The 12,755-nt window shown below is 45.5% G+C and carries 11 protein-coding genes and 1 pseudogene; 5 read left to right on the forward strand and 7 right to left on the reverse strand.

What is annotated here, in order from left to right:
- Nucleotides 1-131: 131 nt before the first annotated feature.
- Complete coding sequence (locus VNE01S_RS08830; RefSeq protein ID WP_053394240.1) at nt 132-1,211, forward strand: TRAP transporter substrate-binding protein; 1,080 nt, start codon at nt 132-134, stop codon at nt 1,209-1,211.
- 27 nt (nt 1,212-1,238) lie between these two features.
- Here VNE01S_RS08830 and VNE01S_RS18885 read toward each other — a convergent pair whose 3' ends face one another.
- From VNE01S_RS18885 to VNE01S_RS08840, 3 genes are read right to left on the reverse strand one after another with little or no spacing between them, the layout of a single operon-like run.
- On the reverse strand, nt 1,239-1,403 hold the full coding sequence (locus tag VNE01S_RS18885; protein ID WP_082331635.1) for a FeoB-associated Cys-rich membrane protein: 165 nt from the start codon (nt 1,401-1,403) through the stop codon (nt 1,239-1,241).
- Nucleotides 1,404-1,405: 2 nt separating this feature from the next.
- Nucleotides 1,406-3,907 carry a ferrous iron transport protein B gene (gene feoB, locus VNE01S_RS08835; protein ID WP_053394241.1) on the reverse strand — a complete coding sequence of 834 codons (2,502 nt, stop codon included), beginning with the start codon at nt 3,905-3,907 and terminating at the stop codon, nt 1,406-1,408.
- An 18-nt stretch (nt 3,908-3,925) separates the two neighbouring features.
- Nucleotides 3,926-4,162, reverse strand: coding sequence for a FeoA family protein (locus VNE01S_RS08840; RefSeq protein ID WP_053394242.1), 237 nt, complete (start codon nt 4,160-4,162; stop codon nt 3,926-3,928).
- A gap of 232 nt (nt 4,163-4,394) precedes the next feature.
- Between VNE01S_RS08840 and VNE01S_RS08845 the strand changes: the two genes are divergently transcribed.
- Nucleotides 4,395-4,706, forward strand: a complete 312-nt coding sequence (locus VNE01S_RS08845) for a hypothetical protein (RefSeq protein WP_053394243.1) — start codon at nt 4,395-4,397, stop codon at nt 4,704-4,706.
- Nucleotides 4,707-4,733: 27 nt separating this feature from the next.
- Nucleotides 4,734-5,519 (forward strand): DUF4198 domain-containing protein, encoded by a 786-nt coding sequence (locus tag VNE01S_RS08850; protein ID WP_053394244.1) that lies wholly within the window; start codon nt 4,734-4,736, stop codon nt 5,517-5,519.
- Between the two features lie 178 nt (nt 5,520-5,697).
- Here the strand turns inward: VNE01S_RS08850 and glmS are convergent, their stop codons facing one another.
- Together glmS and VNE01S_RS08860 are read right to left on the reverse strand one after the other, a co-directional pair.
- Nucleotides 5,698-7,530 (reverse strand): glutamine--fructose-6-phosphate transaminase (isomerizing), encoded by a 1,833-nt coding sequence (gene glmS / locus VNE01S_RS08855; protein WP_053394245.1) that lies wholly within the window; start codon nt 7,528-7,530, stop codon nt 5,698-5,700.
- Nucleotides 7,531-7,604: 74 nt separating this feature from the next.
- Nucleotides 7,605-8,365 (reverse strand): annotated as a pseudogene (locus tag VNE01S_RS08860) (DeoR/GlpR family DNA-binding transcription regulator).
- Between the two features lie 431 nt (nt 8,366-8,796).
- Here VNE01S_RS08860 and pykF point away from each other — a divergent pair.
- Complete coding sequence (gene pykF / locus VNE01S_RS08865) at nt 8,797-10,209, forward strand: pyruvate kinase PykF (RefSeq protein ID WP_053394247.1); 1,413 nt, start codon at nt 8,797-8,799, stop codon at nt 10,207-10,209.
- Nucleotides 10,210-10,281: 72 nt separating this feature from the next.
- Here the strand turns inward: pykF and VNE01S_RS08870 are convergent, their stop codons facing one another.
- Both VNE01S_RS08870 and VNE01S_RS08875 read right to left on the reverse strand, forming a co-directional pair.
- Nucleotides 10,282-10,977, reverse strand: coding sequence for an oxidative stress defense protein (locus tag VNE01S_RS08870; protein WP_053394248.1), 696 nt, complete (start codon nt 10,975-10,977; stop codon nt 10,282-10,284).
- Between the two features lie 105 nt (nt 10,978-11,082).
- On the reverse strand, nt 11,083-11,979 hold the full coding sequence (locus VNE01S_RS08875) for a LysR family transcriptional regulator ArgP (RefSeq protein WP_053394310.1): 897 nt from the start codon (nt 11,977-11,979) through the stop codon (nt 11,083-11,085).
- Between the two features lie 145 nt (nt 11,980-12,124).
- On the opposite strand from VNE01S_RS08875, the gene VNE01S_RS08880 reads away from it, so the two are divergent.
- Nucleotides 12,125-12,754 (forward strand): LysE/ArgO family amino acid transporter, encoded by a 630-nt coding sequence (locus VNE01S_RS08880; RefSeq protein WP_053394249.1) that lies wholly within the window; start codon nt 12,125-12,127, stop codon nt 12,752-12,754.
- The last annotated feature ends 1 nt before the right edge of the window (nt 12,755 follow it).

Below are 12,755 nucleotides of genomic sequence, written 5' to 3' on the forward strand. Positions count from 1 at the left end.
CTGGCCATTACAAGCTAGTAAGATCCACTAAAACCTTGACCATAACGACTGACAAAAGACGTTGACGGCCTAATCATCTAATTGAAAGCTAAGCAACGCGATAATCAAAACAATAAGGAAATTGTTCAGTCATGCTGCCAAACGGAAAACACCTGCGCTCGACTTTAACGGGTGCCCTCACACTCTCACTGGCCCTGCTCTCAGCCAGTACTCTTGCTGCCGACAAGGTATACCGATTAAAACTCGCAGAAACCTGGGGGCCAAATACGCCCATTTTAGGTGATGCGACCAAAAACATGGCCCAGTTGGCCGAAGAAATGTCGAACGGTCGACTTAAAATTCGCGTCGATTCCGCCAACAAGCATAAAGCGCCACTGGGCATTTTTGATATGGTCAAATCTGGCCAATACGACCTGGGGCATTCCAGCTCTTACTACTGGAAAGGTAAAGTACCAAACACCTTGTACTTTTCCTCTATGCCTTTTGGCATGATGGCCACTGAGCAATACGCGTGGTTTTACCGCGGGGGCGGCATGGAGCTGATGGAGAAAGTCTATGGTCCACATAACCTGCTTTCTTTCCCCGGCGGCAACTCTGACATTCAGATGGGCGGCTGGTTTAAAAAAGAGATCAACTCCCTAGACGATCTTAAAGGCTTAAAGATCCGTATTCCCGGTTTTGCTGGTGAAGTCATGGCGCGTGTCGGAGCCAAACCGACCAACATCGCTCCAGGCGAACTGTATACCTCATTAGAAAGAGGCACCATCGACGCGTTAGAGTGGGTTGGCCCTGCCTTTGATTTACGGATGGGTTTCCAAAAAATCGCGCCCTATTACTACACCGCTTGGCACGAGCCGGGCTCAGAAACCCAATTCTTGGTCAACAAAAAAACGTGGGAGAAACTGCCCAGCGATCTGCAAAGCATTCTTGAAACCGCTTTCCGCGTAACGGCTTTTGATATGTACACCCAATCGATTGATGCCAACGCCAACAGCTGGAAAACGATGAGTAGCGACTACCCAGATATCAAAGTGAGGGACTTCCCACCAGAAGTCTTGGATGCCATGAAGGCTGCGACCTCTCAGCTACTTAAAGAGGAAGCAGACAAAGATCCACTAGCCAAAGAGATCATTGCTTCACAAAAGCAATATCTCTCCAAAGTCAGAGCTTGGACGGATATTTCTTCCAAAGCTTACTTAGACGCAAACTAATCCCTTCACTCTCTCTAAGGGCAGATATTATCTCTGCCCTTTATCCTCTTTCGCTTGGCTCGGACAACCACCACAGCCTTTCCCACACGGACCTGAACCAGGGCGCATTCTACGATAAAGGTAAAACCCCGCGGCGAGCACGACTATTAGGACGATAGCAAGATCCCATAACTGGAATTGTTGTTCGAACATCGTCAATCCTCAATCAGTTTAATCGGAATGCGATCATCAGAGTTTTTCTTGAAGATCCAATCTTTAAGGCCCAAGAACAACAGTAAAAACAGCCCAGAGAAATACGCCAGTGACATCACTTGAATTCCCGACAACGCAAACTGGATACCGATCGAATAGACCGCTGTCGCGACGGCAAAACCAATCACGGTCGGCAGTACAATGGATAAAATCATCCATTTATATTCGCCCGTTTGAACTTTGATCATCATCACCGTGGCTAAACAAGGTGGATAAAGAATAAAAAACAGAATCAATGCCACCGCAGCTACATCACCATGTTGTGACAGTTCACTCGATCCCCCGATTCTGTCTTCTAGTTTTTCATTACTCTCTTCATCTTGTTGAAATAGCACACCTAACGTCGCCACACTGCTTTCACGAGCCGCAAAAGAAGAAAACAGCGCCACGTTAATCTTCCAGTCAAAACCCGCGTATTGTGTAACAGGCTCTAGCGCTCGCCCAAAGCTACCAAGTAGCGAACTCTCCAATCTAAGCTCTTTCATTTCACGACGGATCTTTTTACGTGCTGAGGTCAGCTTCCTTAACGCTCGATTCAATTTCTTCGCATCTTTGCCCCCTTTTGCCGCCGTTATCGCGAAAAAGTCTTCATTGCGTTGTTTGAACGTTTGATTAACTTTAGCTGACGCTTCGGCACCTTGAGCATTGAGTTTTGCGCGGCGATAATCGGTATAAAAGTTCACGAGTTCCGTCAAAGCGTGATCGTCAAATTGGCCAGCAAATTGCGTTTTATCCGCCACAGTTTGGAACTTTTTCACTGCCGATTGAGCCTGTTGCTGAAATACGGTCTGCTGATCGTCTGGGATACCAGGAAACTGCAGCAGCACAAAAATAATCGTCGATACCGCCAAGACTATCGTGCCGACTTTACGCACATACACCCAAGTTCTTTCCAGCGAACGAGTCACCACACTGCGCAATGTCGGCCAATTGTAACGAGGCAGCTCCATCACAAAAGGAGCGACTTCGGTTTTACGCAGCACCGTTTGAGTCAGCAATTTCGCCACTAAAAGCGCGGCAATAATGGAAATGGTCGAGATGTAAAACGTCATCAATCCTTTCTGATCAACAAAGAAAATGCTGAGCAACAAGGTATACAAGGGGATCTTCGCCAAACAGTTCATATAAGGCACAGTTAAGATAGTCGCGATGCGGGCGCGCGTATCTGGAATACCTTTGGTCGCCATCACCCCTGGCACCGCGCAACCACCAGCAAAAACGCCCGCTAAAATCATAGGCAACGTACTCTGGCCGTGTAAGCCAAATTTGTGCAGCACTTTGTCAGAGATAAAAGCAATACGCGCCATATAACCTGAATCTTCCAGTACCGCAATCAGGGCAAACAAAATCAGGAAGATCGGAATGTAGTTAAGTAGTGTGTTAGCTGAATCGACAATCCAAAGCCCTAAAGAACGGACATAAGGGTCATAAAGAAACCCCGCCTCCGGCAGCATTCCAGCAATGATCTCACGACAAGCCGCGAGGTAAGGCCACCAATAGTTCGTGAGCTCATAGCCGTAAACAATCGCGCTTTGATAGATAATGAATACGGTTGCGATCAGAAAGAACGGCGCCCCCAATCGACTCAGTACCACACGGTCAATGTTTTGTGTGGTATTGCCTTGATTGGCTTCTCTTTGGACTTGAGTAACACAGTCATCGATCAGCTGCGATACCCTTTTCTGGCGTTGAGTGGCCATATAATCACTGACGGCCAGCTGCAGTGTTTGCTCCACTTGCGCTTGTTGCTGGATCGCCACATTGTTCAGCTCTAACATGGATTGCTCGTCTAGGACCGACTGCAACCAACGTTGCGTTTCTTGGTCATTTTCGAGCAGGCGTAATGCTAACCAACGTCGGCTTGGACTAGACTCTAATTGATGAGGTTCTAACACAGAGCAAAGTTCAGCAACCGCTCCTTCAAGCTCAGGGTAATCCACACAAAAGCCGCCAATTTGAGCCTGAGTCAGAGCATTGGCGATATCTTTTATGCCTTTCCCCTTTCGGCCTATACACTCGGCAACGGGCACTTTTAAGCTATCAGCCAGCTTCTTGCTATCAATATGAATACCCTCAGTAACAGCCACATCCATCATATTGAGGGCTAGGACCACGGGCTGCTCCATTTCCAGTAACTGCAACGTTAAATGCAGCGAACGATTTAAATTCGCAGCATCGAGCACGTTTAGCACCACATCGGCGTTTTCTTCTCGTAGCGCTTTACGTGCCACTCGCTCTTCCAATGAAAAGCTGGTCAGGCTGTATGTTCCAGGCAAATCCACTAACTGGTAAGCCCCATGTTGATTAGAAAAATAACCTGTCTTCTTATCAACCGTAACACCGGGATAGTTCGCCACATGCTGACGCGCCCCAGTGAGCATGTTAAACAGTGTCGATTTACCGGCATTTTGCTGACCGGCAAGCAGTATTTTTTTGCGTTCCATTTTGGATTCCTGTTTCGGTCAATCGGTGATGCGTTCCACGATCACGGTTAGCGCTTCTGCCTTTCTGATCACGACATTGGTCTGCCCAACCTTGAACTCCAAGGGATCACCTAATGGTGCAAAACGGATCAATTCGATTTCGACCTGAGGGATCAAACCGAGATCAAGCAATCTTTGTCGAGTCGCCCCTTGGGACTGATGAGAAACAATCACGCCTTTATGGCCGGGAGAAAAATGCGCAAGAGATGTGTGCATGTGAAACTAACCTGCTAAAACCTGAATGCTTCAAATTGTAATCAATTATTTCCAATTTCAATTGAGAATAAATCTCATATACATGATCCAAATCAATGAAAGACGCTATTACGAATGGTTATCACTTACATTTGTATTATTTAATCGTTAGTCTCAGCATCACTTAGTGGATATGCATTCCATTTCTTTGGTTCAAAGCATCATAAGAATCTGAATTTAAGAGGATAAATAAATGAAAAGAGCATTAATGGCATTACTCGTCAGTGCCACATTACCTGGCGTTGCGTTCGCTCATACCCCGCTTTTCTCGTGTTACGATTTTGGTGACAACACGATTTTATGTGAAGGCGGTTTCTCAGATGGTTCTTCTGCTGCTGGCGTAGAAATGTTGGTACTTGATAAAGCAGGTAATGAACTAATCAAAAGTGAAATCAACGAAGATGGCGAGTTCGAATTCAAAAAGCCTGCGGGTGACTACAAAGTCCTCTTCAATGCAGGTCCTGGCCACTCTATCGAAGTTGATGGCAAAGATATTGTTGAATAATTTCACTCTGACTTACGGAAAACGATAATGAAAAAAATCACACTCGCTCTAGGTGCAGCTGCGCTCTCTCTTTCTGCGGCCTCCCATGCCCACTTCCAATTGATGTATACCCCTGACTCTCAGTTAGAGAAGCCAGAAACTCTCGACATGAAATTGGTATTTGGTCACCCGATGGAAAATGGCCATGTGATGGATATGGCGAAGCCAGAAGCAGTTTCTGTTACATTCAAAGGTAAACAGACTGACTTATTAACCAAGCTTAAACAAGTCAAATGGACTGGCCCTGATAATCAGGCAGATGCATTCAAGCTAGACTACAAAATTCGCCGTAATGGGGATTACATCTTCAGCATGGTTCCTGCGCCTTACTATGAAGGTGGTGAAGATATTTATATTCAGCAGATCACCAAGCGCTACATCAATAAAGGTGGCCTTCCTACGAGCTGGGAAGAACCACTAGGCCTTAAAACAGAGATCGTGCCAAAAAACAAACCCTATCAAGTTCTGGCTGGCAGCACATTTACAGGCCAACTACTTTCTGAAGGTAAACCAGCGGCTGGTGTTGAATGTGAAATTGAATTCCTGAATACCGACGTGGATCTGAACAAAAACGCGTTTGCTAAGGGAACACATCGTGATACCCCGGCTTCTGCTATCGTCGCGATTACTGACGACAATGGCATGTTCACCTTTGGTGTGCCGAAAGCGGGCAAATGGGGTTTTGCATGCTTAGGCTCTGGCCCAGACAAAGAGTTTAACGGCAAAGAGCTGTCTCAAGATGCCGTTCTTTGGATAGAAGCAAGCGATCTATAAGTTTGCTTTTTATACCCCAAGCCGCCTATCACTTGGGGTATCCCTCCTTCCTAACACCCCGTTGATATTTATACACCTACCCTTATTATCCCTAAGCTGTTCAAGTGCGATACGATCAAAAAACCTCTTGCCTGACTATGCCAAACAAGAGGTTTTATCGTTCTATTCAGTGACGCTTTTATTCCACTGTTACCGCTTTCGCTAAGTTACGAGGTTGGTCTACATCGGTGCCTTTAATAAGCGCGACGTAGTAAGACAGTAGCTGCATTGGAATGGTGTAGTAAATTGGTGCAGTGATGTCACTAACGTGTGGCATCGTGATGATTTTCATGGTTTCATCCGCTTCAAAGCCAGCTTCTGCATCAGCGAATACGTACAGCAAACCGCCACGTGCGCGAACTTCTTCCACGTTTGACTTCAGTTTTTCCAGCAGCTCGTTGCTTGGTGCCACAACAACAACAGGCATGTCTGCGTCAATCAGAGCAAGTGGGCCATGTTTCAGCTCACCCGCCGCATAAGCTTCTGCGTGGATGTAAGAGATCTCTTTTAGCTTTAACGAAGCTTCCATCGCAATTGGGTAAAACTCGCCACGACCTAAGAACAATGTATGATGCTTGTCGGCAAAATCTTCTGCTAGCGCTTCAATGTCTTTTTCAAAAGAAAGAGCGGCATTGATTTGAGTAGGAAGAGCGTGAAGTGCTTCCACGATTTCTTTCTCTTTTTCTTTGCTCACACGGTTTTGCTGTTTACCCAGAGCTGTCACAAGCATTAGCAACGCAGATAGCTGTGTAGTAAACGCTTTGGTTGACGCCACACCGATTTCAACGCCAGCACGAGTCATAAAGGCGAAATCAGATTCACGAACCAACGAAGAGCCTGCGACGTTACAAATTGTCATTGCCGCCATGTAACCTTTTTCTTTCGCCAGACGAAGCGCCGCTAAAGTATCAGCCGTTTCTCCAGATTGAGAAAGCGTGATCAATAGACTGTTTGGACGAGTCACAAACTTGCGGTAACGGAATTCAGAGGCAATTTCTACATCACAACTTACACCTGCGATATCTTCAAACCAGTAGCGCGCTGTCATACCAGCATTGTAAGACGTACCACACGCAACAATCTGCACGTGCTCGACTTTGCTTAGGATCTCTGCCGCATTCACACCGATCGCTTCTGTGACGATAGAGTCACCTGTGATTCGGCCTTCCATCGTGTTGATCAGCGCCGTTGGCTGCTCGTAAATTTCTTTTTGCATAAAGTGGCGATATTTGCCTTTGTCGCCCGCATCGTGTTCTGCGTTTGATTCAGTGATTTCGCGTTCAACGTTCTCACCTGACTCATCAAATACCGTTACTTCACGACGAGTGATCTCAGCAACATCACCTTCTTCGAGGTACATAAAGCGTCGAGTTACGTTTAACAGCGCAAGTTGGTCTGACGCGAGGAAGTTTTCACCCACACCAAACCCGATCACGATTGGGCTACCAGAACGTGCCACTACAATACGTGACGGATCTTTACGATCCATGGCGACCGTGCCATACGCACCTTCCAGTTGTTTTGCTGTGTTCTGTACCGCAGTCACGAGTGAATCAGCAGTGCGCATCTCCCATTCAACTAGGTGAGCGATCACTTCAGTATCAGTCTGAGATTCAAATACATAACCACGCTCACGAAGCATTTCACGCAACTCTTCGTGGTTTTCAATAATACCGTTGTGAACCACTGTGATATCGCCAGACATGTGTGGGTGCGCGTTGACTTCAGAAGGCTCACCGTGCGTTGCCCAACGAGTATGTGCAATACCAGTACCACCAACCACTTCTTCGCTGGCAACAGCGTCGGCTAACTCCTGAACCTTACCTAAGCGACGAAGACGCGTTAGATTCGATTCCGCATCAACAATCGCGACACCTGCCGAGTCATAACCGCGGTACTCTAAACGGCGTAGGCCTTCAACCAAAATTTCCGCTACATCACGTTGTGCTACTGCACCCACGATTCCGCACATATTTTTACTCCAATATCTGTTTATGCCCAGTGGCTACAAGCAAGGGCCAACTGGGTGATTAATTCAAAAATTTGTTATACACAGATCACTTTGATCCCATGGGACTCAATGATCTGTTTAGATTCTGGGGGAGATCTTTGTTGGTCACCAAGACGTCAATCACATCCCAGGCCAACTCTAAATTGGGGATTTTGCGGCCGATTTTCTCAGACTCAACCATGACGATGACTTCACGAGACACTTCCGCCATCACTTTACTTAAACCCACTAATTCATTAAAAGTGGTGGTTCCACGATCTAAATCGACACCATCTGCGCCGATGAATAATTGGTCAAAGTCGTAAGAGCGCAGAACAGATTCCGCGACTTGGCCTTGGAAAGATTCCGAATGTGAATCCCACGTGCCTCCGGTCATTAATAATGTCGGTTCGCTTTCAAGTTCATTGAGGGCATTCGCCACACTCAACGAGTTGGTCATGACGACTAAGCCATGCATGCCATCCAATTGTTTGATCAATGCGCCAGTGGTACTGCCACTATCAATCACAATGCGGTTATGTTCGCGGATCAGTTTCGCCGCAGCCTGAGCCAGTTCATTCTTACGAACCGAAACGTTATCACTCATTTCATCACTAACCACTTCTTTCGGCAGTGCAATCGCCCCACCGTATCGTCTGAGTAGCTGGCCATTTTTTTCCAGAGACGCGAGATCCTTCCTAATGGTGACCTCTGAAGTGGCAAATTGATGTGATAATTCTTCAACACTCACTTCACCTTTTTCATTTACAAGGTTAGAAATAGTGTGTCTGCGAAGTTGAGTATTTCGTTTCGACATTTATCTATATTTTTATAGTTTCATTTCGAAAGATATTATAGTCGAATCGAAACTTTTTAGTCCATTTATTTTGAACCAAAAAATTAATAAATAGCGATAAAACCTTGTCCTAAGACAATTCTTAGACAGTGATATTGGCTAGATTCGGTGGTAGAATGCGCCACCTAAACGAAAAAAAATTACAGAATTGAACGTTATATTTTTGCAACTAGCCACATATATACTAGGTTAGTCACATAAACACTGGATATTAGCGTCTAACACTAGTCATAAAATGACTAAACTTAGTGAAAGACTTTCAGTTTTGAAGTTATGCAAAAAGCCGCTTTAACTTGTAATGGGCAGGCACAAAATGCCCGGTAAAAGCGAATGACTTCATGCACAGCAACAACTTTCAAATTGTAACTATTATTGACCGGAGAGTATCTTCCATGAAAAAGACCAAAATCGTATGTACGATTGGCCCTAAAACTGAATCTGTAGAGAAGCTAACTGAACTAGTAAATGCAGGCATGAACGTAATGCGCCTAAACTTCTCTCACGGTGACTACGAAGAGCACGGCACTCGTATCGCGAACTTCCGTAAAGTAATGGAAGAGTCTGGTAAACAGCTAGCGATCCTTCTAGACACTAAAGGTCCTGAAATCCGTACTATCAAACTAGAAAACGGCGACGACGTTGATCTAGTAGCTGGTCAAGAATTCACTTTCACTACTGACACGTCAGTAGTAGGCAACAAAAACACAGTAGCAGTCACTTACGCTGGTTTCGCAGCAGACCTAAACGTGGGTAACACTATCCTAGTAGACGACGGTCTAATCGAGATGGAAGTTATCGCAACAACTGACTCTGAAGTTAAATGTAAAGTTCTTAACAACGGTGCTCTAGGCGAAAACAAGGGCGTTAACCTACCTGGCGTTTCTGTAAACCTACCAGCTCTATCTGAAAAAGATAAAAACGACCTTAAGTTTGGTTGTGAGCAAGGCGTTGACTTCGTTGCGGCATCTTTCATCCGTAAAGCATCTGACGTGAAGGAAATCCGTGAAGTACTTACTGCAAACGGCGGCGAAAACATCCACATCATCTCTAAGATCGAAAACCAAGAAGGTGTTGATAACTTCGACGAGATCCTAGAGCTTTCTGACGGCATCATGGTTGCACGTGGTGACCTAGGTGTTGAAATCCCAGCGGAAGAAGTAATCTTCGCTCAGAAGATGATGATCGAGAAGTGTAACCGTGCTCGTAAGATGGTTATCACTGCAACTCAAATGCTTGATTCTATGATCAACAACCCACGTCCTACTCGTGCGGAAGCAGGCGACGTTGCGAACGCAGTAATGGACGGTACTGACGCAGTAATGCTTTCTGGTGAAACAGCGAAAGGTAAGTACCCTGTTGAAGCAGTAACTATCATGGCGCAAATCGCGAACCGTACTGATTCAGCGCTTAAAGCTGAGCTAGGTTCTCGCCTAGACAGCCCACGTCTTCGCATCACTGAAGCAGTATGTAAAGGCGCTGTAGACACAGCTGAAAAACTTGCAGCTCCACTGATCGTTGTGGCAACTGAAGGCGGTAAATCTGCACGTTCAGTACGTAAGTACTTCCCAACTGCAAACATCCTAGCGCTAACAACTAACGCTAAAACTGCAGCACAGCTTGTTCTGACTAAAGGTGTTACACCAGTTGTTGTTGAAGCTATCGACAGCACTGACGCCTTCTACCTACGCGGTAAAGAGCTTGCACTAGAGTCAGGCCTAGGCAACAAAGGCGACATCGTAGTGATGGTTTCTGGTGCTCTAGTAGCTTCAGGTACTACAAACACTGCATCTGTACACGTTCTTTAATTCCTAACGTTTATAAGATGAATCAAAAGAGGGCTTCAGCCCTCTTTTTTGTTTCAGTTAATTCGCGCAGGTTTAATCTAGCTGGAAGATCACATCCACTCGGTCGCGTATTACCATAGTGGAATCCTGATAAGTATTCGACTCCGCTTTCGCGTCCATCGCCATAGAACGCATTAGTACTGGCTGCGTGCTAGGCATATTATAGTCAATTCGCCAAACCCCTTTCAGCTCTTTGCCAAACCCTTTCGCCAGCGATTCTGCTTTCATATTGGCGTCCTTCACGGCCTCCATGCGCGCTTGCTCTTGGTACTTAGCGGGCTCTTTAACCTTCAGCTGAATGTTATCAACCTGATTAATTCCCGCATTCAGCGCGGTATCAAGATATTGATTGAGATTCTTAAGATCATTCACGGTCACGCTGACTGTTCGGCTTGCACGATACCCCACTAACTCCGGCTTACCATCTTTTGGATAATGGTATTGAGGAGAAAGGTATAAATTTGAGCTATTGATATTGTCCGCATGCACGCCTTGCTTTTTCAACTGAGACAGGAAGTCTGATACAACCTTATCGACCGATTCTTTAGCTTGCTCTGCGGTCATGGTCGTTTCCACCACTCTGACCGAAAACTCCGCCATATCGGGTTTTGCGATCACTTCACCGTAGCCCGATGTCGATAGATGTGGAAAATCAGGCGTATTTGCCATAGCCCCAAAGCTCATTACACCCGTTAATAGCGTTGCCAATAATGTTGGAACTTGTTTCATTCCTCGTCTCCGTATGTGATGGAATTCATACATCATAGAAAAACAAAATCAATTGACCAAGTACCCTACCGTGGATATGACAGAGAATTAACTCACTGGATGTAATCACTTAGGCAAAATGGAGTTCGCGTAAGAGGTAATTGCTTGGCTGATATCCTCTAACATCCCCGCCTCAAGCTCCCAGTGGTGCCAGTAAATTCTAAACGTCATGAAAAAGCCGGGGATCAAATCGATCAAAGTGCCATCCGCCAGTTCGTTTTCTATCTGAAGTTTCGGAATCAAACAGTAAGCGCTTCCCATCAAGGCGATCTTCACAAACGCTTCAGAACTTGCAACGTGATGGTTGATGACGCTATCAGGGTCAATGTTGTAATGCTGCAGAAGGAAATTACGGTGCAAGTTATCGTGCTGATCGTATGAAACGGCTGGAGCATGCTGAAGCGTTTCTCGTGTCACTCCATTGGGAAAGTACGTATTGGCAAACTCTGGGTTAGCCACACACACATAATCCATCCGTCCTAGGTATTCGGCTTGGCAACCAGATACAGGCTTAGTCGCCATACTTATCGCTCCGATTACTTCACCATTTCTTAGCTTGTATAACGTGCGGGCTTCTGCGTGCACCACAAAATTGAGTTCTACCTTATGTTCACGCATGATCGGAGCTAATGCTGGCAATAACCAAGTTGCTAAACTGTCAGCATTAGTCGCTATTGATACCTTTATTGGATGACTTGATCTGTCATTGCCTAGCTCAGGAATAAGCTCATTCTCAAGCAGTTGTACTCGTTGATAAAATCCAAGTAGCTTTTTTCCTATCAATGTCGGACGTGGTGGCTGCTCTCTTATCACTACAGGTTGAGCAATGAACTTTTCCAATTGCTTAATTCTTTGAGACACCGCAGATTGAGAAACAAACAACGCTTCCGCAGCTTTATCGAAACTGCCGCTACTCACGACAGCTTCCAGAGCTTCAATCCATTTATAGTCTAAACCGCGCACGTTTACTCCCCATTCCCACTCATATTTCTCCACCATCTCATTAGTTTTTCTAATATAGTATGAAAATCATTAATTATATTTATATTCTTATAATAGTTATCTTGTGACCAAACCATTACTACATATAAGTCGAGGAGGAAATAGAGTGAATATTTGGTTGTTACTTCAAGGGTTTGGTTTAGGCGCAAGTATGATCATTCCGATCGGTGCTCAAAATGCTTATGTATTGAATCAAGGGATAAAACGTAATCACCACTTAACAACCGCGACGGTGTGTAGTTTCCTCGACATCTTCTTTATCTCGCTTGGTATATTTGGGGGCGGCGCCCTTTTATCTCAAAACGAAACACTACTGACTTCCGTCACGCTCGGCGGAGTTGTGTTTTTAAGTTTTTATGGGTTCTTATCCTTCAAAAGTGCCTTTGCGCATTCAAACCAGACAACGACCGATTCAATAAAAGCAATTGGTGGGAGACGAGCGGTAATTGTAGGCGCCGTCGCAGTCAGCGTGCTTAACCCTCACCTATATCTCGATACTGTGGTGATTCTCGGCTCCATCGGAGGACAATTTGAAGGGCCGGATAGAGCGTCATTTGCTATTGGCACGATGACCGCATCATTCGTTTGGTTTTACTCGCTTTCATTGGGTGCAGCCAAGCTAGCCCCCACATTGTCGAAACCAAGAGTTAAGCAAGGAATTGATATCACTATTGGTCTTATGATGTATGTCATCGCGTTTCTTTTGGCCAAAGAGCTTGCCGCAACATATTGGTAGA

Source organism: Vibrio nereis NBRC 15637 (genome assembly GCF_001591105.1).
In the GTDB taxonomy this organism is placed as follows: domain Bacteria; phylum Pseudomonadota; class Gammaproteobacteria; order Enterobacterales; family Vibrionaceae; genus Vibrio; species Vibrio nereis.

What these genes read in the sequence shown, in the direction of transcription:
- VNE01S_RS08830 (WP_053394240.1), top strand. Translation starts at nt 132, where the DNA reads ATGCTGCCAAACGGAAAACACCTGCGCTCGACTTTAACGGGTGCCCTC.
- VNE01S_RS18885 (WP_082331635.1), bottom strand. Translation starts at nt 1,403, where the DNA reads ATGTTCGAACAACAATTCCAGTTATGGGATCTTGCTATCGTCCTAATA.
- feoB (WP_053394241.1), bottom strand. Translation starts at nt 3,907, where the DNA reads ATGGAACGCAAAAAAATACTGCTTGCCGGTCAGCAAAATGCCGGTAAA.
- VNE01S_RS08840 (WP_053394242.1), bottom strand. Translation starts at nt 4,162, where the DNA reads ATGCACACATCTCTTGCGCATTTTTCTCCCGGCCATAAAGGCGTGATT.
- VNE01S_RS08845 (WP_053394243.1), top strand. Translation starts at nt 4,395, where the DNA reads ATGAAAAGAGCATTAATGGCATTACTCGTCAGTGCCACATTACCTGGC.
- VNE01S_RS08850 (WP_053394244.1), top strand. Translation starts at nt 4,734, where the DNA reads ATGAAAAAAATCACACTCGCTCTAGGTGCAGCTGCGCTCTCTCTTTCT.
- glmS (WP_053394245.1), bottom strand. Translation starts at nt 7,530, where the DNA reads ATGTGCGGAATCGTGGGTGCAGTAGCACAACGTGATGTAGCGGAAATT.
- pykF (WP_053394247.1), top strand. Translation starts at nt 8,797, where the DNA reads ATGAAAAAGACCAAAATCGTATGTACGATTGGCCCTAAAACTGAATCT.
- VNE01S_RS08870 (WP_053394248.1), bottom strand. Translation starts at nt 10,977, where the DNA reads ATGAAACAAGTTCCAACATTATTGGCAACGCTATTAACGGGTGTAATG.